Origin of the sequence: Halomonas qaidamensis (assembly GCF_025917315.1) — a bacterium.
Taxonomy (GTDB): Bacteria; Pseudomonadota; Gammaproteobacteria; order Pseudomonadales; family Halomonadaceae; genus Vreelandella; species Vreelandella qaidamensis.
This window is the reverse complement of sequence record NZ_CP080627.1, coordinates 2,470,930-2,496,458: the sequence shown is the minus strand read 5'-3', so window position 1 is coordinate 2,496,458 and position 25,529 is coordinate 2,470,930. Positions and strand designations below refer to the sequence as shown.

20 protein-coding genes are annotated in these 25,529 nt (G+C 47.6%); 16 read left to right on the top strand and 4 right to left on the bottom strand.

What is annotated here, in order from left to right; all coding sequences use genetic code 11:
- Nucleotides 1-604: 604 nt before the first annotated feature.
- Together K1Y77_RS11410 and K1Y77_RS11405 are read right to left on the bottom strand one after the other, a co-directional pair.
- Complete coding sequence (locus tag K1Y77_RS11410; protein ID WP_264428550.1) at nucleotides 605-3,679, bottom strand: efflux RND transporter permease subunit; 3,075 nt, start codon at nucleotides 3,677-3,679, stop codon at nucleotides 605-607.
- Nucleotides 3,663-4,772, bottom strand: a complete 1,110-nt coding sequence (locus tag K1Y77_RS11405; protein WP_264428548.1) for an efflux RND transporter periplasmic adaptor subunit — start codon at nucleotides 4,770-4,772, stop codon at nucleotides 3,663-3,665. Before K1Y77_RS11405 ends, K1Y77_RS11410 begins: the two co-directional genes overlap by 17 nt.
- A gap of 279 nt (nucleotides 4,773-5,051) precedes the next feature.
- Here K1Y77_RS11405 and K1Y77_RS11400 point away from each other — a divergent pair, with 279 nt between their 5' ends.
- Nucleotides 5,052-6,026: a malate dehydrogenase gene (locus K1Y77_RS11400; protein WP_264017881.1), complete on the top strand. Its 975-nt coding sequence runs from the start codon at nucleotides 5,052-5,054 to the stop codon at nucleotides 6,024-6,026.
- Nucleotides 6,027-6,528: 502 nt separating this feature from the next.
- On the opposite strand, the gene K1Y77_RS11395 is transcribed toward K1Y77_RS11400, so the two are convergent.
- On the bottom strand, nucleotides 6,529-7,185 hold the full coding sequence (locus tag K1Y77_RS11395; protein WP_264428546.1) for a histidinol-phosphatase: 657 nt from the start codon (nucleotides 7,183-7,185) through the stop codon (nucleotides 6,529-6,531).
- Nucleotides 7,186-7,373: 188 nt separating this feature from the next.
- On the opposite strand from K1Y77_RS11395, the gene rppH reads away from it, so the two are divergent.
- Together rppH and ptsP are read left to right on the top strand one after the other, a co-directional pair.
- A complete protein-coding gene (gene rppH / locus K1Y77_RS11390) occupies nucleotides 7,374-7,871 on the top strand; it encodes an RNA pyrophosphohydrolase (protein WP_264428544.1) in 498 nt (165 codons plus the stop codon).
- Nucleotides 7,872-8,025: 154 nt separating this feature from the next.
- Nucleotides 8,026-10,287 (top strand): phosphoenolpyruvate--protein phosphotransferase, encoded by a 2,262-nt coding sequence (gene ptsP, locus K1Y77_RS11385; protein WP_030071859.1) that lies wholly within the window; start codon nucleotides 8,026-8,028, stop codon nucleotides 10,285-10,287.
- 43 nt (nucleotides 10,288-10,330) lie between these two features.
- Here the strand turns inward: ptsP and K1Y77_RS11380 are convergent, their stop codons facing one another.
- On the bottom strand, nucleotides 10,331-11,092 hold the full coding sequence (locus tag K1Y77_RS11380; RefSeq protein WP_264017882.1) for an NRDE family protein: 762 nt from the start codon (nucleotides 11,090-11,092) through the stop codon (nucleotides 10,331-10,333).
- Nucleotides 11,093-11,257: 165 nt separating this feature from the next.
- Between K1Y77_RS11380 and K1Y77_RS11375 the strand changes: the two genes are divergently transcribed.
- The 13 genes from K1Y77_RS11375 (at nucleotide 11,258) to K1Y77_RS11315 (ending at nucleotide 25,526) form a co-directional block, all read left to right on the top strand.
- On the top strand, nucleotides 11,258-12,436 hold the full coding sequence (locus tag K1Y77_RS11375; RefSeq protein WP_264017883.1) for a response regulator: 1,179 nt from the start codon (nucleotides 11,258-11,260) through the stop codon (nucleotides 12,434-12,436).
- Entirely contained in the window at nucleotides 12,433-13,230 is a 798-nt protein-coding gene (locus K1Y77_RS11370; RefSeq protein WP_030071866.1) for a sulfite exporter TauE/SafE family protein, read from the top strand. The genes K1Y77_RS11375 and K1Y77_RS11370 overlap by 4 nt, the downstream gene beginning before the upstream one ends.
- A gap of 83 nt (nucleotides 13,231-13,313) precedes the next feature.
- A complete protein-coding gene (lgt, locus tag K1Y77_RS11365; protein WP_264428542.1) occupies nucleotides 13,314-14,102 on the top strand; it encodes a prolipoprotein diacylglyceryl transferase in 789 nt (262 codons plus the stop codon).
- A gap of 124 nt (nucleotides 14,103-14,226) precedes the next feature.
- Nucleotides 14,227-15,057, top strand: coding sequence for a thymidylate synthase (locus K1Y77_RS11360; protein WP_320055265.1), 831 nt, complete (start codon nucleotides 14,227-14,229; stop codon nucleotides 15,055-15,057).
- The gene (locus K1Y77_RS11355; protein ID WP_264017885.1) at nucleotides 15,054-15,590 is read left to right on the top strand and encodes a dihydrofolate reductase; all 537 of its coding nucleotides are present in this window, start codon (nucleotides 15,054-15,056) and stop codon (nucleotides 15,588-15,590) included. Before K1Y77_RS11360 ends, K1Y77_RS11355 begins: the two co-directional genes overlap by 4 nt.
- A gap of 19 nt (nucleotides 15,591-15,609) precedes the next feature.
- On the top strand, nucleotides 15,610-16,455 hold the full coding sequence (locus K1Y77_RS11350) for a ProQ/FINO family protein (protein ID WP_264428540.1): 846 nt from the start codon (nucleotides 15,610-15,612) through the stop codon (nucleotides 16,453-16,455).
- Nucleotides 16,456-16,729: 274 nt separating this feature from the next.
- Complete coding sequence (locus K1Y77_RS11345) at nucleotides 16,730-17,779, top strand: porin (RefSeq protein ID WP_264428538.1); 1,050 nt, start codon at nucleotides 16,730-16,732, stop codon at nucleotides 17,777-17,779.
- 932 nt (nucleotides 17,780-18,711) lie between these two features.
- A complete protein-coding gene (locus K1Y77_RS11340) occupies nucleotides 18,712-19,479 on the top strand; it encodes a Wzz/FepE/Etk N-terminal domain-containing protein (protein ID WP_264428536.1) in 768 nt (255 codons plus the stop codon).
- A gap of 21 nt (nucleotides 19,480-19,500) precedes the next feature.
- Nucleotides 19,501-20,856, top strand: a complete 1,356-nt coding sequence (locus K1Y77_RS11335; protein ID WP_264428534.1) for a lipopolysaccharide biosynthesis protein — start codon at nucleotides 19,501-19,503, stop codon at nucleotides 20,854-20,856.
- Between the two features lies 1 nt (nucleotide 20,857).
- On the top strand, nucleotides 20,858-22,186 hold the full coding sequence (locus tag K1Y77_RS11330) for a hypothetical protein (RefSeq protein ID WP_264428533.1): 1,329 nt from the start codon (nucleotides 20,858-20,860) through the stop codon (nucleotides 22,184-22,186).
- 27 nt (nucleotides 22,187-22,213) lie between these two features.
- Nucleotides 22,214-23,281 (top strand): polysaccharide pyruvyl transferase family protein, encoded by a 1,068-nt coding sequence (locus K1Y77_RS11325; protein WP_264428531.1) that lies wholly within the window; start codon nucleotides 22,214-22,216, stop codon nucleotides 23,279-23,281.
- Between the two features lie 5 nt (nucleotides 23,282-23,286).
- A complete protein-coding gene (locus K1Y77_RS11320) occupies nucleotides 23,287-24,240 on the top strand; it encodes a glycosyltransferase family 2 protein (protein WP_264428529.1) in 954 nt (317 codons plus the stop codon).
- On the top strand, nucleotides 24,240-25,526 hold the full coding sequence (locus tag K1Y77_RS11315; RefSeq protein WP_264428528.1) for an O-antigen ligase family protein: 1,287 nt from the start codon (nucleotides 24,240-24,242) through the stop codon (nucleotides 25,524-25,526). The genes K1Y77_RS11320 and K1Y77_RS11315 overlap by 1 nt, the downstream gene beginning before the upstream one ends.
- The last annotated feature ends 3 nt before the right edge of the window (nucleotides 25,527-25,529 follow it).

The window sequence follows — 25,529 nt, the reverse complement described above, 5'->3', positions numbered from 1 at the left end:
TAATTCAAACTACTATGCCTGGGCGTCCCAAAGGCGGCTGCGCCGCCATCGCCCGCTGAAGCGGCCTCCTACAACAGAATAGCGGCACGGTGTTTTGTAGGAGGGAGCTTCGCGATGATTCAAACTACTATGCCTGGGCGTCCCAAAGGCGGCTGCGCCGCCATCACCCGCTGAAGCGGCCTCCTGCAACAGAATAGCGGCACGGTGTTTTGTAGGAGGGAGCTTTAGCTCGCGATAATTCAAACTACTATGCCTGGACGTCTCAAGGGCGGCTGCGCCGCCATCGCCCGCTGAAGCGGCCTCCTACAACAGAATAGCGGCACGGTGTTTTGTAGGAGGGAGCTTTAGCTCGCGATGATTCAAACTACTATGCCTGGGCGTCCCAAAGGCGGCTGCGCCGCCATCGCCCGCTGAAGCGACCTCCTGCAACAGAATAGCGGCACGGTGTTTTGTAGGAGGGAGCTTTAGCTCGCGATAATTCAAACTACTATGTCTGGACGTCTCAAGGGCGGCTGCGCCGCCATCGCCCGCTGAAGCGGCCTCCTACAATAGAATAGCGGCACGATGTTGTGTAGGAGGGAGCTTTAGCTCGCGATGATTCAATTCACACCTCGCGCCTTAGCTTACCGCCTATCACTAGCATGCAGGGGGTTAATAAGAGTGTCAGGGCAGTGGCGAAAGTAAGGCCGCCTGCAATCGCGCTGGACATTTGTGTCCACCACTGGGCGGAAGGGGCGTTAAACCCTAATGCGGGGGCAAAGAGGTTAACGTTGATGCCCAGCACCATGGGCATTAATCCCAGCACGGTGGTAATGGCGGTGAGAAGCACTGGACGCAGGCGCAGGGTGCCTGCTTCTAATGCTGCTTCTGTTGGGGTCATACCCTGGCCGCGCAGTTCGTTATAGGTGTCGATCAAGACGATATTGTTATTCACCACAATACCCGCCAAGGCGATAACGCCCATGCCGACCATGACAATGCCAAACGCTTGGCCAGTAATAAGCAGCCCCATCAAAACGCCGGCAGTGGAAAACACAATGGCCGATAGCACCAGTACTGCTTGATAGTAGCTATTGAACTGTGTCACCAGAATCAGCGCCATTAATCCAATCGCAACCAAGAAAGCACTAATCAAGAACTGCATAGACTCCTGCTGATCCTCTTGTTCACCCGCCACATTAACCATCAATCCATCGGCAAGCTGGCCTTGTCCTGCATCCAGTAGTGCCCGCAACCGCTCGTCTGCTAAATAGCCAGGTGCTAAATCTGCCTCAACGGTAATGGCGCGACGTCCATCAATTCGATTTAGGGTGCCCACTTTGGGGGCGGGTGTAATCTCCACAAAGTGAGCAATTGGCACTTGACCACGTGACGTGTTAATCGTCAGGCGCTCAAGCTGATTCAGTGTGCGCCAGTGCTCAGGCAAGCGCACGCGAATATCCACCTCATCGGTAACCGTGGGCGGGCGATAGTTGGCGACTTGAAGGCCAGTGGTTAGCAGTTGCACAGCACTACCAATAGTGGTGATGTCGGTGCCCATGCGGGCTGCGGCTTCTCGGTTAACCTTTACTTGCCATTCCACCCCCGGCAGGCTGCGGTTATCCTGTATGTCGATAAAACCGCCTAGCTCGCGCATTAGGGCAGTAATTTGGTCAACGCCGGCGTTGGCGATGTCTGGATCAGTAGCGCTGACTTCCAGAACAATCGGCTTACCGCCGCCAGGCCCCATCTCCTGTTCACGAAACTCTAGGGTAATGCCTGGCAAGTCCTCTGTGCGCTCGGCCATATCCGCCAAAATAGTGCAGGCCGGACGACGTTGATACCAGTCGATAAACTGAAACTGCAGTATCCCCACGACATCATTGCCTATTTGCTGGTCGGGTACCGCGAAAGAGCGTGCATAAAGGGCTTCAACTTCTCCCATACTGCCCAAGCGAGCTTCTACCCGCTGTAGGATGGCATCAGTTTCTTCGGCGGAAAAATCGCCGCGGGCACGTACCAGCACTTGAGCGCTGTCTGGTTCTACATTGGGAAAGAAATCAACACCATGATTGAAGCGTGCATAGCCGGTATACAGCAGCACAATGAAAAGCACCGCAAATACTAATACCCAAGCAGGGTGCTGCAACAAGCGTCCTAATACGTGGCGATAGCCGCGCCCAAGCGATGTGCCTTTATCAATAGGGCCTGCGCCAGCAGTAGCTGTGTGGGATGTGCGGGTAAACAGCCGACCCAGGGTAGGCAAGAAAACCAGCGCCATAGCGAGTGATGCAAGAAGACATAAAATGACGGTGGCAGGGAGATATTTCATAAACTGGCCTACCACGCCTGGCCAAAACAGCAGCGGCACAAATACCGCAAGCGTTGTTGCCGTAGAAGCTATGACAGGCCAGCTCATGCGCGTCGCCGCATTCAGCCACGCCTGGTGGGAAGACTGTCCCTCATGCAGGTGTCGGTCTGCGAGTTCGCTGACCACAATTGCACCATCCACTAGCATGCCCGCTACTAAAATGAGCCCAAATAGCACTACGATGTTAAGGGTAAAGCCAAATGCCCAGATTAGTAGGATGCCGGTTAAAAACGCACCAGGAATGGTTAATCCTACCAATAACGCCATACGCCATCCCATGACCGCCACCACGACAATCAACACTAGTACCACGGCGGTGACGACGTTATTAAGTAGCTCAGAGAGCATATTTTGAACGGTGACCGATTCATCCAAAATCGTGGTGATGCGCAGCTGATCCGGCAGCAGGTCATCCGCCTGGGCAAATCGCTCTCTTACTGCATCAATGGTGGCAATAATATTCGCCCCGGCGCGTTTGGAAATTTCCAGCACTACCGCCGGCTGGCCGTCAATGCGGGCAAATCCTTCAGGATCTTTGTAGGTGGGTAAAATCCAGGCAACGTCGCCAAACGTGACCACCTGATCGCCATCAACTTTTACTGGCATGTCCATGACATCGGTTAATGATTCGATAATGCCAGGTACTTTTAATGCTAACCGTCCAGCACCAGTATCCAAGCTGCCTGCAGCCACCAAGCGATTATTGCGTGAGATTTGATTAAACAGCGTATCGAAGTCAACGCCATAGCTTTCCAGCACCAGCGGATCAACGACAATTTCGAGTAAGTCCTCGCGATCGCCAGCAATGTCGACTTCTAAAATGTCGGCAATGCCCTCTATTTCCTCTTTCAAGCGACGTGCAATGGTCACCCGCTCCCGGGTGTCCAGCTCGCCGGAAAGGCCGATGCTTAGCACCGGAAACTCAGAGACATTCACCTCCATTACCCGCGGCTCGTCAGCTTCATCCGGTAAGCTACTGCGGGCAATATCTACCCGTTCACGCACGTCCGAAAGCGCTGTGTCTGGGTCAAAGCCAGGATCAAACTCCAGCGTCACCGAGCCATGGCCTTCGCTAGATTGGGCGGTAAACTTGCGCAGCCCTTCAATACCGCGCAACTCTTGCTCCATTGGCCGAATCAACAGGCGCTCGCCATCTTCTGGGCTAACGCCTTCCAACGACAACGCAACGTAGATAATCGGAATAGTAACGTCTGGGTTAGCTTCCTTCGGAATCATCTGCCAGGCAGTTGTACCCGCCAACAGAAGGCCAACCAAGAGCAGCAGGGTGGTTCGCGTGTGGGTTAGCGCCGCATTAATTAACTGACGCATGACCATCTTCCTGGGCAGGCTCACTTTCCTCGCGTGATACAGGTATCACGGTGTCGCCTGGGTTAACTAATCCCGCGCCCAGAGTGATCAGCTGTACACGATTGGGCAAGCCGGAAACGTAGGCGCGTTTGGTATCGGCACTCACCAGCTCAATGGCCGTTTGGGCAACGCGGTTATTCTCAACGACATGTTTGATGGCTAATTGGCCCTGATCATTGAGGCTGAAAAGTGCCGGAGACAAGGTATGAACCTGACGAGGGGGCAGCGTTATGGTGAATTCAGCGCTGCTCCCGGCTAAGCGTTGCCTGTCTGGATTGTCGAGTGTTACTTCCATATAGAATGTGCGAGTGGCTTCTACCGCACGGCTGCTAATGAAAGACACTTCGCCAGAGAGTGAACGGCCATTGAGCAGTCGCGCAGTGACGGGTAAGCCAACGCTCAATTCGTCAATATGCTGTTGAGCAACCCAGGCCGTGCCGGTTAAGCGCCGGTCATCGATTAGCCGTGCCCACTCTTCGCCGGGTTGCAGTAAATCACCCAGTTCTACCTGGACTCTGTCTAGCACGCCCTCAAAGGGAGCGGTTGGTCGGGTATCGTTTAACTGCTTTTCCAACTGAGCGACCTGGGCTGCGCTGGCGCTTAATGCACTTTGCAGGCGCAGCAACTCTGGCTGAGAAATCAACTCACGGCGGCGTAGATTTTGAGCGCCCGCGTATTCCGCTTCAGCTAGCGCCAGCTCATCACGTGCTTGTTGTAGGCGTTGGGGCAGCGCGTCGTTGTCCAGTACCAGCAGTGTATCGCCTTGGCTGACGGTTTCTCCTTGGGCCACCGGTTTTTCTGCGACATAACCCGTCACGTTGGCGCGTAACAGTGTCTCTCTTTCCGCGGTTAGCTGGCCTTGCAGCACATGGTTAGGAATATAGGGCGCGCTCTGCTGGGTCATCACCTCTACACGAGGTGTTGAATCGCGTTCAATGGTGCCTGTCTCAGGCGGTGTGCTTTGAAAACGTTGAAAATCGCCAATTGCTAGCCATACCACAAGTGCCAGGACCAGTAAGCTAGCAAGCGCGTAAGAGTAAGGAATTCGTCGCATGGGGTAGTTATATCCGTATTAACCCAAAAATCACACAAGGTATGTCATGCAGAGAGGTAAGGCATGCCAAAAAGAGATAAAAAGAAGGTTGGCTTATTGACCAACACACCATAGCGCAACTGGCGTCTAGCAGCGAGTACCAAGCCACTGCGCGAATGGGTAGTAGTCTCATGTATGATTGAGTTTTTGCACATCTGGGCATACCATCTTGTCGTCTTGAGTTCTGTCGACCCACTCTCAGGCGAGAACCCACTTTAGGCGAACCATCAAGGAGCAATGATGAAAGATCCAGTACGTATTGCGATTACCGGCGGTGCCGGCCAGATCAGCTATTCTCTTATTTTCCGCATCGCCGCTGGCGATATGCTGGGGCCGGATCAGCCAGTCATTCTCCAGCTTCTCGAAATCCCCCAAGCCATGGACGCCCTGAACGGCGTTGTCATGGAAGTTAACGACTGCGCCTTCCCGCTGGTACAAGACATCGTTGCTACTGATGATCCGAACGTTGCCTTCAAAGATGCCGATTTCGCCCTACTGGTAGGTGCACGTCCGCGTGGCCCGGGTATGGAACGTAAAGATCTGCTGGAAGCCAACGCCGCGATCTTCTCTGTACAAGGTAAAGCACTGAACGATCACGCTAGCCGTGACGTGCGTGTGCTAGTTGTCGGTAACCCGGCTAACACCAATGCGTTGATTGCTTCTTGCAACGCGCCGGACCTTGACGCAGGCCAGTTCACTGCAATGACGCGTTTGGACCACAACCGTGCGCTGACGCAGCTAGCTCAGAAAACCGGCAAGCACGTCACTGACGTTGACGGCATGATTATCTGGGGCAACCACAGTGCTACCCAGTACCCGGATCTGGCACAGTGCAAAGTAGACGGCAAAGCCGCCTTCGATCTGGTTGAGCGTGACTGGTACGAAAACGACTTTATTCCGACCGTACAGCAGCGCGGCGCGGCGATTATCAAAGCACGCGGCGCGTCTTCTGCAGCGTCTGCTGCATCTTCAGCCATTGATCACATGCGCGATTGGGCGCTGGGTTGCGATGGTATCGTCAGCATGGCGATCCCGTCTGACGGCAGCTACGGCATTGAAGAAGGCATCATCTACTCCTACCCGGTACGTTGCCAGGGTGGCAAGTATGAAATCGTTCAAGGCTTCGAACTGGACGCGTTCAGCAAAGAGAAGATGCAGGCGACCGAGAAAGAGCTGCGTGAAGAGCGCGCAGCGGTTGAGCACCTGCTCGGCTAAGCACGCTGGCTGGCGTTCTTTGAACTGTTCTAAAAACCGTTTTAAGAACAATGCCTAGTAATACCAAACCCCGCAAGCTTAATGCTTGCGGGGTTTTTCAATTTGGTCACTTAAGACTCACCACTCACCACTCACCACTCACCACAGCCGTCATTCCCGACTCAGTCTCAACCCTGTCATTCCCGAATGGGGTAATCGGGAATCCACCTTGACCTTTGTCGCTGTAGCCCGAAAACCAAGGTCAAAATGGTTTCCCGCTAAGGGCACGCGGGAATGACGGGGTTGGGGAGCCTCACTACTCATCACAGTCGTCATTCCCGAATAGCCCCAAGCCTGTCATTCCCGAATGGGGTAATCGGGAATCCACCTTGACCTTTGCCGCCGTAGCCCGAAAACCAAAGTCAAAATGGATTCCCGCTAAGGGCACGCGGGAATGACGGAGTTGGGGCAGCACAAAATGGATTCCCGCTAAGGGCACGCGGGAATGACGGGGGTGCACCACTCAATCCCGCAGGCTCATAATTCGCCAGTGGCGTTCTTCGGCGATTTGGCGCAGGGTGTCGTCGGGGTCGACGGCAACGGGGTGCTCCACTTGCTCAAGCAGCGGTAGGTCATTGTGGGAATCGCTGTAAAACCATGCGCCGTCCATGGTTAGCTCTTGATTCTCAAGCCACTGCTGCAAGCGAGTCACTTTACCTTCGCGGTAGCTAGGAATGCCTGATACTCGTCCTGTGTAGCGGCCATCGACCATTTCAGGGTCAACGGCAATGAGGTAGTCCACACCTAAGCGTTCGGCGATAGGGGCAGTAATAAAGCGGTTTGTAGCGGTGATAATCAGCAGCGTATCGCCTTTGGTGCGGTGGCGGGCAAGCAACTCCTCTGCCTTGGGCAGAATGTTGGGTTCTATCTTGCTGGCCATAAACTGCTGGTGCCAGGCGGCTAGTTGTTCCGGCGTATTTTCCGCCAGTGGCTTTAAGGCCATTTCTAGAAATGCTGCCATATCTAGCGTGCCGGCATTGTAGTCAGCTAGGAAACGCTCATTGGCCTCGCGGTAGGCAATGGGGTCAACTGCACCTTGCTCAAGTAAAAACTCACCCCAGGCATGATCGCTGTCGATGGATAGCAGCGTATTATCCAAATCGAAAATGGCCAGACTCACGGCGCTCCCCTTATGGTGTTGGTTGGTTGCTGATGATTAGGTCAGTTATTAACGATAGTCACGGTTTGCAAGGCGGCGAATTATCGCAGAGTCACCATGGTTTAACCACTTAGCGTTATATTGTATTGATACGCTTGTCTCCCTTGTGGAAAAATGGGGATAACTGAAAATTTATTAAGGTGATGTCCGTGATCGACGCTGACGGCTTTCGCCCCAATGTTGGCATTATTATTGCCAATAGCCAGGGGCAGCTGCTTTGGGCGCGTCGTGTAGGGCAAAACGCGTGGCAGTTTCCCCAGGGAGGCATCAAAGCAAACGAAACACCACATCAAGCACTTTTTCGTGAGCTTTTTGAGGAGATCGGCCTAACCGCCGACGACGTTGATATTGTCGCCTGTACTCGGGGATGGCTGCGCTACCGTCTACCACGACGCCTGATTCGCACCCACTCACGGCCGGTTTGCATCGGTCAAAAGCAGAAGTGGTTTCTACTTAAAATTCGCTGCCAAGAAAATCGAATTTGCATGACGGCAACGCCCAACCCCGAATTCGATGGTTGGCGATGGGTCAGTTACTGGTATCCACTGGGGCAGGTGGTGCCGTTTAAACGTGAGGTATATCGGCGCGCGCTAAGAGAGCTTTCTCCTCGCGTTCAGCGCTTGGCGCAACAAGATAATGATGGATAACGTGTGCTCCACTGTTTTCAAAGCTGGTTTCCAAGAACTGGTTTTCAAGAACTGGTTTTCAAGAACTGGTTTTAAAAAAATAGTTTTTACGAGACAGTGAGAGTTGGCCGAAAATCCCTCAGCGAGGCAAATAATAGTGAATAGTAAAACGTCCATGCTTGAGGTGCTGCGACGCGTTATTCAAGAAGTGAATGGCGCTAGAAACCTCGACGCCGCGCTGTCAACGATGGTACGTCGCATACGCAAGGCGATGCAGACTGACGTGTGCTCCTTCTATTTGTATGACAAGGAGCTTGAGTCACTCGTATTGATGGAAACTATTGGCCTGCGTACGCAAGCAGTAGGTCGTGTGGTATTGCCGCTAGGGGAAGGCCTGGTGGGGCTAGTGGCTAAGCGCAGTGAACCGCTTAATTTAGAAGACGCTCAGTCCCACTCCCATTTTCGTTATTTTGAAGCGACCGGCGAGGAGCGCTACTCAAGTTTCCTCGGTGTGCCCATTATTCATCAACGCCTTATGCTGGGCGTTTTGGTCGTACAGCAGGCCGAAAAACGCCAGTATGACGATGAAGACGAAGCTTTTCTTGTCACCATGGCTGCCCAGTTGGCGGGAGTACTGGCTCATGCGCTGGCGACGGGTAACCTAGCCCGTCCGGCCCTTCCGGGTGGTCAAGCCATGTTCAAGGGCGTGGCAGCGTCGCCGGGGATGGCGATGGGGGAGGCGGTGGTGATTACGCCACCCGCTGACTTGAACAGCGTTCCTGATCTTATTCCTAGTGATCAAGACTACGAAGTTGCGCGGTTAAAAGAAGCCATTGGCAAAACCCGCGATGAAATTCGTGCGGCAGCAGAGCGCTTAGTTAACCGAATATCTTCTCAAGAGCTGGCGCTATTTGACGTCTATCAACAAATGCTCGGTGAAGCAGCGCTTTCTGAAGAAGTTGAAAAACGCATTCGTGAAGGCCAATGGGCGCCGGGAGCGCTGGCCGATGTCGTGCGTCGGCATGTTCAATACCTTGAACGAGTAGACGACGACTACCTACGGGAGCGGGCGGCAGATATTCGTGACCTTGGCCGCCGTGTGCTGGCGCATCTTCAGGAGGACACACCCTCTACCCCAGAAACCTACCCGGAAAATGCCATTCTAGTCGGCGATGAAATTAGCGTTGCCATGCTGGGTGAAGTGCCAAGAGACAAACTCAAAGGCCTAGTGTCGGTGCGCGGCTCAAGTACCTCGCACGTTGCTATTGTTGCTCGTGCAATGGGGATTCCTACGGTGCTGGGGATGGTAGATCTTCCTCTGCCGCGTTTGAACGGTGCGCCGGTAGTGCTGGATGGTCACCGAGGCCGGCTATTTGTGCGTCCAGCAGCTGAGTTAAAAGCTCGCTACGAAAGCCTGATTGCTGAAGAGGCAGCGCTGAGCGAGCTTCTGGAGCACGAGCAAGACTTGCCCAGCGAAACACCCGATGGCCATACAATGCCGTTGATGGTGAACACAGGGCTTGCTGTTGATGCCTCTGCGCTGCTAAAAAGCCGTATTGGTGGTGTAGGGCTATACCGTACTGAAGTGCCTTTTATGATTACCGAGCGCTTCCCCGGTGAAAAAGAGCAAATGCGCATGTACCGCGAGCAGCTGGAAGGTTTTGCGCCGTTGCCAGTCGTCATGCGAACGCTGGATATCGGCGGTGACAAAGACCTTCCCTATTTTCCTATTGAAGAAGCGAATCCGTTCTTGGGCTGGCGGGGGATGCGGGTAACCCTTGATCATCCAGAAGTATTGATGGTTCAGCTGCGTGCGATGTTGAAAGCATCGCATGATTTGAACAATCTCTATGTGCTCTTCCCGATGATTACCAATGTGGAAGAGGTCGATGAAGCCATTCGCCTGCTAGATCGTGCCATTTTAGAGTTAGGCGAAGAAGGAATTGCGGTTGAACGGCCCAAAGTGGGTGTGATGATTGAAGTGCCGGCGACGATTTATCAAATGGATGCGTTGGCGAAGCGGGTGGATTTCTTCTCGGTGGGTAGTAATGACCTCACCCAATATTTGCTCGCAGTAGATCGCAACAATCCTCGCGTCTCTAGCCTGTACGATGCCTTACACCCAGCGCTATTAGGTGCGCTACAAGAGCTCGCCCAGGATGCGAAACGGCTAGAAAAGCCCATATCGTTATGCGGTGAATTAGCGGGCGATCCTGCTGGTGCGCTGTTACTAATGGCCATGGGGTTTACCAGCCTTTCCATGAATGCCCCCAGCCTACCCAAAGTACGAGCGGCTATCCGGCGCGTGTCTATGCACGATGCACAAACACTACTCAGCGAAATCATGGAGCGGGATACCCCAGCGTTGGTGCATGAACATCTCAATAAGCGCATGGATGAGTGGCAGCTTTCACATTTATTGCCCCCACGAGATTAATGCCGAGACTCATGCCTGGCAGGGGTGGTCTAGAGCTGAAGTGTTAGTGAGTTTTTAAGGTGGTCTCCCCCTCAAATCGACCGAGTGGCCCAAACCGCTGCTCGGTTATGTTTATTTGCCCCTGCTGATTTAGCGTTAGCCAAGTAGTCGCTCGGGTGCCGTAGTGTTCACCCACTATAAATGCAGAAGAGAGCTGACGCTCCAGTGTTAACCCCACTCCGGTGTCTGGTAGCTGATCATCTGGTGCCGTTTGTGGATTATGTAGCGCCTGTTGTGTTGCGCTTCGCCACTGTTCGTTGGTGCTGGTTAATAAGGCATTGCGAACCAGGTTCAATTTTGGCCAGGGCGTGTTCAGAGTGGCATTCGATAGGCCATGAACCCCAGGGGGAACACGGGTAAGTACGACCCCGTGCAGGCCGCGGTGCATATGCCACAGACGATCTTGAGTGGCTACTAGTAAGTTGAATCCAGCATAGTGGAGGGCTGTTTTGCTTTCTAAGGTGGTAAGCCAGGTTTCCACATCATCGCTTTGTAGAACGCTCGCCACCAGTTCGCCGCGGCTAGGCGCATTGCCAGGTGTTGCCAGTCGAGGGTCGCGTACATTGGTTAATGCAGCGACAACCCCTTTCGAGTTTGCCGCTAACCACGTTCCGCCAGCTTCCAAGTCGCGCCCTCCTACCAGAGTAGGCTGCTCTTCCCAGCGTGCGAGTGGTGCGGTAGGCCGCTGATGAAATTCATCTCGATTGCCTGCTAGGCGCAAGGGAATGGTTGCGCCAGGAGACCAAGAAAAAGTGATTAAACACATAGATGAGGCTCACAAACGGTATTAGAAACCCAATCAGCCAGTGAGGCATGACAGTATGGAAGCGTAGACATACAATTAACATTAATATAAACATGCTTAGCCATGCTATGGCCGCCAACATGTTAAGGCGCATTATTTAAGAAGCCACCTAGGAAGGCGCACACTATGCAACGCTATCAGCGAGAGCACTTCTGGAACGCCATCGTTTGGCCTATTTTATGGCCTCTTTTACTGGTACAGGTGGCATTGGTACTGCTCTGTGTATTGGTCGGATGGGTCGTTTGGGGGCTTTCACCAGGACAAACATCGTGGAGCACCACGCTATGGCTAACATTAGCACTGCTGTTAGGCAGTTGTTTAAACGTTAGCGTTTTTTTGATGTTGATTAAAAGTCGTGCAAAACAGAAAGATGCCCGCTTTATGCAAGAGCTTGCAGAGCTGGAGCACCATGCGAATGCAGTAGCGACGATGCTAGTAGCTTCAAAGGCTGATGTGAAGGAGCCAGCAGCAGTAAAAAACGCGGGGGAGCTGCCTTTAACGCGCTTAGCGTCGGTTAATCAATGGTTAGTCAGCGTCGAACGTGCTTTAAGAAATAAGCAGTTGCCAGCGACTTCTGGTGTCCACATTAAACCCGACCCCACCTTGCTTGATGACCTTCATCACCATCAAAAACAGTTGAAGCATCTTATCGCAGGACGTGACCGCGCGCGTGAGGAGTCACGTTTAAAATCAGGCTATTTAACGTTGCTACAACGCGAAGCCGACACGCTGTTTGATTATTTAAGCACTATGTTGGAAGAAGTCCATTCGCATGCATGCCAAAAAAATATTACCTACGTGCGTGAGAGATTGGCAGATATACGTGCATTACTTGCTAATTTTGCTGAGCAAAGCGTCAATGAAACAGACGACTATGAACAGCCACACGCTATTTTAGAGCGCAAGCTACGTATTCTGGTCGTTGACGATGGCCCTGTTAATTTAATGCTGGCGCGTCAAATGTTGGAAACTCAAGGGCTTCAGGTGGATGGTGTTAGTAGTGGCGAGCAGGCGCTAGACCGCCAGCAAACGACCTTTTATGACCTCGTATTTATGGATATTTTTATGCCGACATTAGATGGGCTAGAAACCGCACGCCGCTGGCGAACCTTCGAGCACCTTAGTGGCGGCCAACAGCGTAGCGCATTGATCGCGCTGACCGCTAATGTCGATAACACGGGTGCCGATGCTTATAACGCTGCAGGAATAGATGACGTATTAGCAAAGCCTTACAAGCCTGAAACGCTGCTCAGTATGATCACTAAGTGGGTGCCTGGCGCGCATAATCAGGTGCAACAAAAATGACAGCATTGAGTATTTGGGCAGGATATTTATTGTTGGGCTCAGCGGCAGGTACGATGGCCGGACTGTTTGGTGTGGGGGGCGGTTTAATCATTGTTCCTGCGCTGGTGTTTGCATTCGGTCTACAAGGAGTGGCCCCTGAAATCACCATGCATTTAGCGGTGGGTACATCACTAGCAACCATTGTTATTACCGGTGCTTCGTCAGCGTTAGGACATTATCGAAAAGGTAGTATTCATAAACCATGGTTTATGGCGTTGTTGCCAGGGCTAATGCTAGGGGCAATTGGTGGCGGTTTTATCGCAGACAACCTTTCCGGCACTGTGCTAGGCACGTTGTTCGGCGTATTTGTGTTGCTATTAGCCACTAAAATGGTGCTTGGCCTTTCACCTAAGCCAGGTAGTGTGCCGCCGGGCAACGCCCCCATGGCCATTGCCGGCGGCGTGGTAGGCACTATATCAGCGCTGTTTGGCATCGGCGGTGGTGCAATGACGGTTCCCTGGCTCTCTCGGTGCGGTGCGAGTATGACCCAGGCAGTGGGAACTTCCGCTGCTTGTGGCTTACCAATAGCAGCCGTTGGGGCAATAACGTTTATAGTGGTGGGATGGGGTAACCCGCTGTTACCGCCCTGGGCGACTGGATTCGTCATGTGGCCTGCATTTATTGGTATTGTGCTTACAAGTGTTCCCTTTGCCCGAATTGGCGTTCGCTTAGCCCATGTGCTTCCAGCCAATGTACTGAGATTTTCGTTTGCAGCTTTGCTGGCCGCCGTAGGTATACGCTTTATATTGGCGTAATTTTGAATAGCGGCTTAACTCGCTGATGTCACGCTGCTGTTTTTCACCTGCTATTTTCCTCCTGTTACCTCTAGAGATGCTCAATGATTAATTACCCAACGATTGACCCTGTCGCTATTTCATTAGGCCCGCTGCAGGTCCATTGGTACGGCTTAATGTATGTAGTGGGCTTTGTTGCGGCATGGTGGTTAGGGTGTAAGCGGGCACCGCGTATTGGCCTTACGAAAGATGATATTGGTGATTTACTGTTTTACTGTGCCATTGGTGTGGTAGTAGGAGGGCGGCTAGGGTATGCGCTGTTTTACGGGTTAGGCCAGTGGGCCGCTGACCCATTATGGGTATTCCGCGTGTGGGATGGCGGTATGAGTTTTCATGGTGGCTTACTAGGGGTGCTGTTAGCGGCATGGCTATTTGCACGTCGTAAACAGCTGGCATTTTTCACATTAACGGACTTTATTGCCCCTCTGGTACCCATCGGTTTAGGTGCAGGACGGATTGGTAATTTCATCAACCATGAACTCCCGGGGCGTGTAACGTCGCTACCTTGGGGAATGCCGTTTCCTGGTATGGGGCCAGAGCCACGTCATCCTTCCGCGCTTTATGAAGCTTTCCTGGAAGGGATCATACTGTTTGCCATTCTGTGGTGGGTGTCTGCTGAACCACGTGCTAGAGGGTTCTTATCGGGTTTATTCCTACTAGGTTATGGCGTTTTCCGCTTTATGGTTGAATTTGTACGCATGCCCGACGCCCACATTGGCTACCTTGCCTTTGGCTGGTTCACGATGGGGATGCTGCTCACGCTCCCGATGATTGCGCTAGGTCTACTCTTTATTGCTTGGTCACGCAACCAACCCGTTGATGCCAAGGTGTAGAAAGTGAGGAGTGAGGAGTGAGGAGTGAGGAGTGAGGAGTGAGGAGTGAGGAGAATGCTCCTGGCTGCCTGATGTTTACGCGTATAGAATATGTGCCCAAATTGATTTTTAATCTGGAATTTCTGTGACTGCAATAACGCCCACGCCGAAAGACGCGCTTGAACAGCCGTACCTAGACTTAATGCGCACTGTGCTGGAGCAGGGCGTTGACCGGAATGACCGCACTGGCGTTGGTACGCGCTCAGTGTTTGGTCATCAAATGCGCTTCGATCTCTCGCGCGGCTTCCCGCTACTCACCACAAAAAAGCTACACCTACGCTCTATCATTCATGAGCTGCTGTGGTTCCTTAAAGGCGATACCAATATTGGGTATCTTAAAGAGAACGGCGTGCGCATCTGGGACGAATGGGCAGATGAAAATGGTGACCTTGGTCCTGTTTATGGCTACCAATGGCGCAGCTGGCCGGCCCCAAGCGGTGGAAGCGTTGATCAGATTTCCAACGTGTTAGCGCAAATTCGCACCACTCCCCAGTCGCGGCGACTGATTGTTTCAGCCTGGAATCCAGGTCAAGTCGATGAAATGAAGTTACCGCCTTGCCACTGTTTGTTTCAATTTTACGTGGCTAATGGGCGTCTCTCGTGCCAGCTTTATCAGCGTAGTGCCGATATCTTTTTAGGCGTGCCGTTTAATATTGCAAGCTATGCGCTACTGCTTGCCATGGTTGCCCAGGTAACCGGCCTTGAGCCAGGTGAGTTTGTGCATACGCTAGGCGATGCACATCTCTACAGCAATCATTTAGAGCAGGCCCAAGAACAATTGGGCCGTATACCTAAAGCGCCGCCACGTTTAGTGCTTAACCCCCAGGTCACTAACCTGTTCGATTTTACCTTCGACGATATCCATATTGATGGATATGAATCGCACCCACACATCAAAGCACAGGTAGCCGTATGAACCAGCACAGTGTGTATGAACCGTTAGTGCCGGTCGCCATGATTGTGGCAATGGCTAAAAATCGGGTAATTGGCGTAGAAGGTAAACTACCCTGGTACCTGCCTGAAGATTTAAAATTCTTCAAACGTATGACCCAAGCCAAGCCGCTAGTCATGGGGCGTAAAACCTACGCTTCGATAGGTAAGCCGTTGCCCAATCGGCTCAATATTGTTGTCACTCGTGACACAGGCTTTACGGCTGAAGGCGTGAGAATATGCCATGAATTACCAGCGGCATTAGCATTGGCTGACCAACAAGCTACTATTGAAGCTGCCGAAGAAATTATGGTGATGGGAGGGGGCGAGATCTACCGACAAGCGCTTCCTTATGCGCAACGCCTCTATATTACTGAAGTCGATGTGAATGTTGAAGGTGATGCCGTCTTCCCTGAATTCTCTATGAAAGAGTGGCAGGAAATTCAGCGCGTAGCGGGTACGCCAGCAGAAGGACAGCCTCAATACGACTTTGTCGTTTACGAGCGGATCGCCGACTGATTAACGCAAAGGAGGGGGTATGGCCGCAAGTGTATTAGAGCTATTAGAAGCACTGGAAGCGCGACTTGAACAGACTAAAGCCGAGCTGAGTACGCTGCGTGAAGAGAACGATACGCTTAGACAGCAATTGTCTGCTCAGGTACAGCAGTGCTTACCGCCTTCGCAGCCTACACACCGCTCAGTACCGTCGGAAGGGCCGTCTCAAGATCTATCTCAAGATCTATTTCAAGAACTGTCCCAGCAATCACCCGAGGCTAAACAGTTATCTGACGCTAAGCAGCTATCTGAAACGCATCACGAGCTAGAGTTGCCGATGGTTGATGAAGCATCGGCCGCCAAAGATGCTTCTCCGCCGCCGTCCCCCCAGTCACTTCTTAATCAGTGGTATGAACGCTACCCTAAAGCATTTTTTACCGGTCACACAAAGCCGTTAAAAGTAGGTATTCATCAAGACCTTGCTCAGCGTGAACCGTGGTCAGGAAAATTAATTCGTCGCACGCTTGCGAATTATGTAAATCTCCCTCGGTATATAAAATCAATGCGGGAAGGCGCTGAGCGAATAGATTTAGATGGAAATTCCGCAGGCACCGTTGATAAAGAAGCGGCGCGACATGCCAATGAGCGGCGCAAACAAAGCCAGGGTAAACAAAGCCAGGGTAAACATACGCCAACGCCTGCAGCACGCCCGTCGAAACGACAGCCACCGCAAGTGCCTAACAAAGCAGCATCTTTGCCTCAATCAGCGCCTAGCCATGGTGGGAATGACGGCGGAAATGAAAAAAGCCCCAAAAAAGACGAATTAACAAAACCGCTTAGCCTTGAAGATAAATTAAGAGGCTTGCAACAAAAATTTACCGAGCACTGAGACCAGTCAACGCCCCGTGGGTTCCTTAAAATAAGGCAAATCGTAAAAAAACACTGTTTTTTTCTATTGCGTTCACTGGAATCCCAGTATAGAGTTTGATCTGCGAGCATTGGACTATAACAAGGCTTGATTGAGGACATGCCGCATACCACCGGGAAAAACCGGAGGATGGAAAAAAGAGCATGGCCCACAAGCCAACTGCAGGCTTCATAATAATTTTATGACAAGTCTGTAGAAACGATCGAAACAGTAAGCTAGTTAAGGAACCTACATCATGAAAAAGACACTTTTAGCGACTGCTATCATTGGCGCCCTCGGTGCCTCTGCTGCCGCTCAAGCAGCTACCGTCTATGACCAAGACGGCACCAAACTCGACGTCTATGGCCGTATCGCCATGGGTATCGCTGGTGGCGGCCCCGAGTACAACGACGCTGACAAAAAAATCGACAACAGCGAAGAATTCGTTGATGTCTACTCTCGTCTTGGCCTGCGCATGAGCCACGAAGTTAACTCTGACCTGACCGCTTTCGGTCGTTTAGAGTGGCGCTTTAAAGGCGACGAGCGTTACACCGATTCTGGCTTCACTGAAATTCGTCAGAGCTACCTGGGCGTACAGAGCAAGCAGTACGGTACTGTACAAGCCGGTAACTTCGACAGCTTCTACAACCAGTTTGTTTCTCTGCCGTTCGATGTTTACATCGATCGTGGTCTAGAGTTCTCTGGTCACCCGAAACAGTCGCGTGGCGACTCTATCGGTTACTACACGCCTGATCTACAAGGCTGGACTGCCTTCCTGCAGCTGAAACACTACAGCGAGCGTGGCGAACTTGAGCCGGTTCGTGATGAAGGCAACGTAGTTGCTGCACAGGGTGGCGTACGCTACGAGCAAGGCCCGATCACTGTAGGTCTGGGTTTTGTTGACGACGTAGTACGTGGCGGCGGTAACGGCGAAATGCTGGGTGGTCTGATCGGTTCTTACGCCGTAAATGATCAGCTGTCTCTTCGTTTAGGTTATGAAGGTCGTGAAAACAGCGACACTCTTGGTGGCGGCTACGACACCGTCGGTCTGGGTGGTACTTACACCACTGGTCCTTGGGCATTCGCTGCTGATATCTACAACGTAGATCCTGATGGCCAAGACGACGACCGTACTGCTTGGTCTCTGGGTTCTTACTACAAAGTTTCCAGCAACTTCGACGTGTTCCTGGAGTTGAACCAAGCTGACCAGCAGTCCATCAACGTTACTCTTGATGGCCGTGACTCTGAAATCAGTGCTGACGGCGATGACGTATACTACCTGACAGGCGCACGTTACCACTTCTAAGCTTGGCCTTAGCCATGCTTAGCAGGTAGTAACCCCTGTAAGTAGAATAGAACCGGCCTCTTTGAGGCCGGTTTTTTTGTGGCTGACTTATTTTCATATGCGACCCAATACGCATGTCCAAAATTCTATATGAAGCACTTGATGGCTGGGTTACTTTTGTCTGAGCTTTAGGAACAAGCCCCGTTTTAGCGTAATATACAGAGTTTTGAATAGAGTGCTTATGGTAACGGGGTGTTAGAACACGTTAAAAGATCTAACTAAGCTGAGTTACATAGCAGCCATCAAACAGGTATGATAGGCAAACTTTATTGCCCCTCGGTGAAACAACGGCTTAAACAAATAGGGTTGCCCAATAATTATGAGGATTAAGTAATCTAGTTAGGTAACCGCAAGTTCAAAGAACAAAATAAAAATAAGTGATATCAACAAAAAACAGTCGTAAAAGCCGGTAGAAGAGAAATGGACGCCTAGAGGGCGTGAACATAGGACAAGTGACAAAATGGCGTGTAAGTGATGTCATGGTTCGTAGCTGGAAGCATAGTGGTAGCAAGCAAAGCATAGTGGTAACAAGCAAAACATAGTGGTAACAAGCAAAACATAGTGGTAACAAGCAAAACATAGTGGTAACAAGCAAAACATAGTGGTAACAAGCAAAACATAGTGGTAACAAGCAAAACATAGTGGTGGCGTAGCAAAGAATTGTGAAAACGATTCATAGGTCAGACGTTATAGGTAGCCATACAAGCTGATGAGTTGGGCAAGGGAAGGCGTCCGGTAATCCCTGGGCGGTAGCGTGGCTAAAAGAAGTACTTGGCAGTAGTTGTTATAAACGATAATTATTATCAACGTTGTCCTCTGCAGTACATTACACTTGTAAAAAAATTTGCTTAAAGATAAGCACAGCAAGCATATAAATAAAGATGGAGAGAAAAGTGAGCGCTAAAACGCCTAAATATGAAGATCGAAGTCAAGAAATAACATTGGTTGACTTGATTAAAATCTTAGTTAAGAAAAAGGTATTAGTGATAAGTATTTTCATTTTAGCTATCTTAGCCACGCTAAGCTACGCTCTGATAATGCCACGCAGCTATCAGTACACGTCGGTTTACCAGTCAGCAGAAACTGCACCAAATATTGCTATAGAGTCAATGCAGTCATTAATAGCAAAAACTAACAATGTTTACTTAGACTCGCTAGTGGTCGAATATTTAGATGGCCATGAGCTAACGTCGATGCCTTTTGAGATTAAAGTAAATGCACCAAAAGACACCATATTATTACGTTTAGCAACACAAGCAGAAGTAGGTCTAGCGGATGAGATTGCCTCGTTCCATAAACAACTGTTAGATAGGGTTTCTACTGATCAGCACGAAAAGATAGAAAAACATCGTGGTATTTTAGAAGCGCAATTGGAAAATATACAGCAATCTATCGAGTCATTAAGTAACTCAAATAATCCTATGACAGCAGAGTTAATAGCTCGCTATTCAATACAAGCAAATGAAATACGTACAAATTTGGCAAACCTAATCCCTGGCAGCATTGTACATATTGCCTCCAAAAGCATAGAGCCTGTCGGTCCTGGAAAGTTTTTCATTCTCATCGTAGGAGGTCTACTTAGTACTCTATTAGCTATCGGTGCGGCCTTTTTACTAAGTTTTATCCAGCTCGTACGAACCAGTTTAGAAAACGACTCTTAAGTACAAGCTAACGAGAATACCGTGATCAAAAAAAAATTGCTTAACAATACGATAGTAAGCTCTGGGCTAGCTTTTCTAGTGAAGGTAACAGCAGCATTTTCAAGCTACTTGCTATTTGCGATAGTGGCTAGGTATATGACTGCGAACGATTTTGGTGTTTTTAGCTACTTTTTTAGTGCTGCAATGTTAGCGGCATTAGTGGGTGGCTTTGGGCAGCAAATGCTGATAGTTAAAGAAATACCCGCCGCACAAGTTCATAAAGATAAAAGCCTTGAGAAAGGAGTTTATTATTTTTCCTTTGTGACTACTGCTCTTATAGCGCTGTTGGTTTCAATAGTTTTATTTTTAACACTATATTATCAAGATAGAAGTGCGGCTAGTGAAGTGGTAATTTATTGTGCTGTCTTATGCTTCCTGTATTCATTCAGTCAGTCAACAATTGGCGCACTTCGCGTTCAAAATCGTACATTGTTAGCAATTGCTACTAGAGACTTAATTTGGCGTATTTTAGTTATTTGTTTATTTATAGCAATAGTAAGTTGGTATGTAGAATATAATAGGCTATTAGCTGTGTTTTTGGTCATGGCATCAATACTTTTTGTTATTGTCGTGTTACATATCTTGTTAATTTCTAAAGGAGCAAGTGATCTTAGGCAGTTCAAGCCAAAATTTAAAGTAAAATCATGGCTGAGTACAAGTGCAGGTTTAACACTAGTTGCTGTTATATCAGGCGCCGATTTATACCTTTATACAATTGTTATTGGTAGGATTTTTGAAAATGAAGTGGTAGGGGCTTTTTTCGCAGCGTTAAAAACAGCTGAATTGATCAATCTTTTTCTTATGACCATTTCGTTAGTGGTAGCACCTAAATTATCAAAGGCGGTTGCAGAAAAAAATATCAAGAACCTTCAGTTAGAATGTAATGCTGCCATTTTTTTATTAAGCATACCGACATTGGTAGCATGCTTGATAATGCTTGTTTTCGCACCATACTTCATGTTGATTTTTGATTCTTCTTATGTTGAGTACGATGTATTAATGAGATTGTTAGTTGTAGGAATGCTTATTAATGCTTTGACCGGTTCAACAGTACTATTGTTTCAATTATCGGGTATGCATTGGCTGCAAATTACGTTTCAGGGTGGTAGCTTGATTATTTCTTTAATGCTGCTTCCAATTTTTGCTCACTATATGGGAATCAATGGTGCAGCCATTAGTTTTATTATTTCAAAAGTAATGTGGAACTTACTTGCAGTAATATTTATTCGTAAGCGCATCGGCGTTGATCCAACAATTATTTCGCTCTTTGGCACTAAGCAAGTGAAAAGAAGCGACGTGTTGAACGGCTTGAAAGTGAAATTACTGAATAGGGACTGATATGGTTTCCGCTGAATTTAGATATAAAAGTGTCGAGTCAATCGTACCTATTTACGCACCGCTTGATACAAAAAAACCTTCAATACATCGTTTTTATGACACATCTGCAATAAGCCCAAGTGGCCGCTTTTTAGCAGTGACAGAGTTCACGTCAGACACATCAATGCCTAAGCATGGCGATTATGCTAATGTGTGTATTATTGAGTTATCAAGTGGCGAGTATATATATCGCACATTGACTCAGGCATGGGACACGCAGGTTGGTGCACACGTACAGTGGGGGGCTACAGATGATGATCTATTCTTTAATAGAATGGATACAGAAAATTGGTCTCCATATGCAGTCAAATATTCGTTAAGCACTGATTCAGAGAAAGCTTATACAGGCTCAGTTTATTTCGTAAAGAATAGTGGTGAGCATTTTATATCTCCCTGTTTGAATCGCATTAATAGAGTACAACCCGGGTACGGTACACATATTCCCCCCTCATCTAGAAAATATAATGTTGGCTTTCCAAAAGATGATGGTTTGTATGTCACATCTACTGAAAGCAAGAAGACACATCTATTACTTAGCTTTTACGATATATATACTGCGCTAGAGAAAGATTTTAAGGAGCTAGATCTAGAGAATGGTGGGTGTTATGGCTTTCACGCAAAGTACAGCCCAGATGATAAAAAGATTATGTTTATACTACGCTGGATGCCTAACGGATCAGCAGAAGGGCGGTCGAGAACAAAAAACTACTTAATAACATTCAATGCTGATGGGTCCGATATTTGTTTGGTCGTTTCGCCGAGTGAATGGGCAGGTGGCCACCACCCAACATGGTGTCCAGATTCGAATTCAGTGATTATGAACTTGATATCACCACGTAAAAATGTGTACTTAACTAAAGCTGTCAGAGCTTTAGAGAAAATAGCCCAAAAACTGGGGCAGCGTTTTTTTGTTCCTCAGTTTGCATTGAAATTTGTTAAAATAACGGCAGATGGTATTCATAAAGAGACGCTTGCACCGAGTCATATAGGTTCAGGACATCCAACAATGGATCCTTCGCAACGATTTATCATCACAGATGCTTATCCAAGTGAAGTGCTCTCTAAAGATGGGCGTCATGTGCCGATTAGAGTCATTGATACTTTGAAAAATAAATCTGAGAATTTAGTGCAAATTGATGTGCTGCCTGAATACTCAGGTAGTAATCAAGAGTGGAGAGTTGATCCTCATCCTGCATGGAGCAAATGTGGACGCTGGCTAATTTTCAATGGGTGCCACCAAGGTTGTAGAACTGTTTTTTTAGCAGACTTTGATAGTTATATAAAAGGCTAGCTGTTAATAATTTTTAAGGTACTTTTAATGTCTCATCACATTTTTTATGTTGCTAATACCCAGGCTGACAATCTAGGGGATTTAGTCATCAATACGTTACTACTTAAAGAGCTATCAAATAGAGGTAGCTTAAATATAAATATTCGAGGCTGCTCTAGCAATTATCGTGGCATGTTGGAGTCTGTTAATTCTTCGAAAACTGAAAAGTCCTATCCGCTTTATGTGTTGTCTATGCTATTTTTATCTTTGAAAGGGGAAAAAGTCTCATTCTATCTTAAGCCAGGTCATTTTTACGGTAATGATGGCGGTGTAGTAAAAAAAACGATAACTCTTTTCTGCTATATTTTAATGAAGTTCTCCGGCGTGAAGATTTCACGGTTAGGCGCCTCCCTAGGCCCTTATAGGCCAATATCTGGAAAAATAGAACGGCTCCAGTCACTTTTTTTCAAGGCTTATACTGCTCGTGAATATATCTCAATTAGTTATGCTAAAAAAATAGGAATTAAGAATCTAGAATATTGTCCTGATATGGCTTTCCTGCTGGAAAAGGATAAATCACCAGCAAGTCATCATGAAGGTCCGGTTATTATTAGTTTTCGGGAAAAAACGTTATCAGATGATACTGAAAACCTAGAACTAGCTCCTACTTTAATTGCTGCTGCTAGCCACTTCAAAGGCAAGCCTATGTTAGCGGTTTCACAAGTGACTAGTGATGCTCCGCATAATCAAGCGCTAGCAGATAAAATTGATAGTAATGTTAAGCATGTCATTTTTGATAGCCTTGATGATGGTTCTAAAATTTTTGATACATATAGCAAAGCAAGTTACGTGTTAAGTAACAGGTTGCATGTTCTTCTTTTTGCTGCCTCGAAAGGCGCAATACCAATTCCTATAATTGATAAAGATAAACACATCAAAATAACAGGTATTTTTGATGCTGCTAATCTAGGTGATTTAATTTTTGATGTAAATAGTAAAGATGATATTGTCAAACATTTAATATTTGTAGAGGAAAATAGGACGATTATTGAAGATAAATTAGAGTTGGCGTTTGAGCAACAGAAAAATAAAATTTTAAATTTCTTTGATAAGTAAAAAATATGAATAACATTAGCTTTTTTTCCGTGGTCATTCCTAATTATAAAAGAGTAGAAGAGCTTGTTCGCGCAGTGAAAAGTGCACTTTCACAAGGAGATCTTGTTGAAGAAGTTATTATAGTTGATGATTTTAGTGATAATATCCAAGAAATATCTGATGCTATTGCCGCTCTTGATTCAGATAAAGTATCAATTATAAGAAATGATTTTAAGTCCAATGCTGCACAGACTAGAAACCAAGGAGGCAAGGCAGCTAAAGCGCAGTGGGTATTGCTGTTAGATTCAGATGATGTTTTTCTAGCTGGAAAGCTTAACGCCATTAAAACTAGCATTGAGAAAGTAAATAATCCAAAAGCTGTTTTTTATAATAAAGCGCAAGTGTGGTTTGATGATAAACTTGAAAAAATTGTGCCTTCCAGGCCCTTAGGAAAAGAAGAGGACATATCAAATTATCTATTTAATGATTTTGAGATAATGCAGACTTCTACTCTTGCAATCCCAAAGTTTTTTTTCGATGATATTGGTTTTAATGAAAGTTATAAACGTCATCAAGATTACGACCTTTGTTTATCACTTTATGAAGCTGGTTTTGAATTTAATATGGTTGATGTGCAAGGCACTGCAATTTACTGGGGGTCATCGACAAGACCAACTGACAAAGGAGAGTCGGCTGAATATTCAAGTAAATGGATTATTGAAAATAAATATCGAATAACGCCTGAGGCATTTGATAATTTTTACTTTTATTTTGTGGTGCTGAAATTACTAAGGTCGGGAGAAAAGCTAAAAGCAGTTAAAGAGATTAAAGCAATAAGTGATTTATCAAATATTTCTATAAAAAAGAAGCTAATGTTTTTAATTCTTTTTATAATACCCTCGTTTTTGATGAATGGCGTTTATAGAGTATATAAAAAATTATTAACAACATTTGCTAGTAAACGAGCTGGTAATAGCTGATGTTGTCGTTACATAAATTTTTTGAATTGTTTAAAGCTATTTTTGCACTTGTGTATATTGCCTCTACAATGGGGCTTTTAGCGAACTTGCTTATCCCATACCCTAGGTTAGAGGATACTGACGAAATATCTAGTTCATTCCTTTTCTCATGGTTAGCGCTATACCTCTTGACACTTTTTTTCTTAGTGCTAAGGCCTGGAGCAGTGTTAAAAAAATGGAATATTCTATTTATAAGCTTATTGGCGATAGTGTTGTTAAGTATAGTTTCTTTTTTGTGGAGTAGTGATGCTGTTAATACAATTTCTTATGCTGGCGTATTAGCACTTAATTTTTTATTTTGTGTTTGGTTAGTAAATGAATACCCGATATCTCGTGTAGTAACTATCATTTATCGCGCTATTTTTATAATGGTAGCGTGTAGTGTTGTGTTATATATAATGGGGTATTCTGGTGTTCTGTATTATGATCCGCATGGACGTGAAACGTTATTGGGGACCCAGCCTCTGCGCGGCTTGTTTAACCATAAAATAACGGCTGGATTATATGCTGTGTTTGGGTTTTTGCTTTGCATGTCGCTAAAGCGGGGAGTAGGACGCATAGCAGGTTGTACTATGTTTGCTATTTTTTCTATATTATCAGGTTCTTCGGCTGCTATTGGTTTACTTGTTATAGGTGTTGTTATCTACAGCTGTATTAAATCGATGCTTTATTATCGATTCAGTTTAGGGGTATTTATTGCAATTGTATTGTTAGTACCTCTGACAGCAGTGTTGACGTTTATCTTAGCAGGTGAGCAGTTGTTGTCTCTATTGGGGCGTGATCCGACCCTTACAGGTAGGACATTGCTATGGGGCTGGGGTATAGAGGTCGCACTGCAAAATGTTTTGTTAGGTTGGGGGTATCAGGGATATATGGGAACGGAGCATGCTGCAGATTATGCTCAAACAATTCCTCAATTTGTCAACTATAATGTGCCACATTTTCATAATGCCTATATTCAGATTTTTGTTGAATTAGGTATTCTAGGGTTAATGCTCTATTTAGCTGTTTATTTCGTTGTTCTAGCAAGGCTCTATATTTTATCATCGAAAACCGCATTCAATTTTATTTGTTATGCTAAATTTGATATTTTTTTACCACTGCTAGCTAGTTTGACACTGCTGTTGGTATCGTCGTTTTTTATTAATACATTTCTTCAGTATAATGATTTTTCTACACTGCTCTTTTTTGTCAGTGCAGTTGTTGTGACAAGAGAGTTTGTGGCTAAGTGTACCTATTGTGAGTAGTTT

What these genes read in the sequence shown, in the direction of transcription:
- K1Y77_RS11405 (WP_264428548.1), bottom strand. Translation starts at nt 4,772, where the DNA reads ATGCGACGAATTCCTTACTCTTACGCGCTTGCTAGCTTACTGGTCCTG.
- K1Y77_RS11410 (WP_264428550.1), bottom strand. Translation starts at nt 3,679, where the DNA reads ATGCGTCAGTTAATTAATGCGGCGCTAACCCACACGCGAACCACCCTG.
- K1Y77_RS11355 (WP_264017885.1), top strand. Translation starts at nt 15,054, where the DNA reads ATGAACCAGCACAGTGTGTATGAACCGTTAGTGCCGGTCGCCATGATT.
- K1Y77_RS11330 (WP_264428533.1), top strand. Translation starts at nt 20,858, where the DNA reads ATGGTTTCCGCTGAATTTAGATATAAAAGTGTCGAGTCAATCGTACCT.
- K1Y77_RS11320 (WP_264428529.1), top strand. Translation starts at nt 23,287, where the DNA reads ATGAATAACATTAGCTTTTTTTCCGTGGTCATTCCTAATTATAAAAGA.
- ptsP (WP_030071859.1), top strand. Translation starts at nt 8,026, where the DNA reads ATGCTTGAGGTGCTGCGACGCGTTATTCAAGAAGTGAATGGCGCTAGA.
- K1Y77_RS11375 (WP_264017883.1), top strand. Translation starts at nt 11,258, where the DNA reads ATGCAACGCTATCAGCGAGAGCACTTCTGGAACGCCATCGTTTGGCCT.
- K1Y77_RS11345 (WP_264428538.1), top strand. Translation starts at nt 16,730, where the DNA reads ATGAAAAAGACACTTTTAGCGACTGCTATCATTGGCGCCCTCGGTGCC.
- K1Y77_RS11315 (WP_264428528.1), top strand. Translation starts at nt 24,240, where the DNA reads ATGTTGTCGTTACATAAATTTTTTGAATTGTTTAAAGCTATTTTTGCA.
- K1Y77_RS11350 (WP_264428540.1), top strand. Translation starts at nt 15,610, where the DNA reads ATGGCCGCAAGTGTATTAGAGCTATTAGAAGCACTGGAAGCGCGACTT.
- K1Y77_RS11400 (WP_264017881.1), top strand. Translation starts at nt 5,052, where the DNA reads ATGAAAGATCCAGTACGTATTGCGATTACCGGCGGTGCCGGCCAGATC.
- lgt (WP_264428542.1), top strand. Translation starts at nt 13,314, where the DNA reads ATGATTAATTACCCAACGATTGACCCTGTCGCTATTTCATTAGGCCCG.
- K1Y77_RS11325 (WP_264428531.1), top strand. Translation starts at nt 22,214, where the DNA reads ATGTCTCATCACATTTTTTATGTTGCTAATACCCAGGCTGACAATCTA.
- K1Y77_RS11380 (WP_264017882.1), bottom strand. Translation starts at nt 11,092, where the DNA reads ATGTGTTTAATCACTTTTTCTTGGTCTCCTGGCGCAACCATTCCCTTG.
- K1Y77_RS11370 (WP_030071866.1), top strand. Translation starts at nt 12,433, where the DNA reads ATGACAGCATTGAGTATTTGGGCAGGATATTTATTGTTGGGCTCAGCG.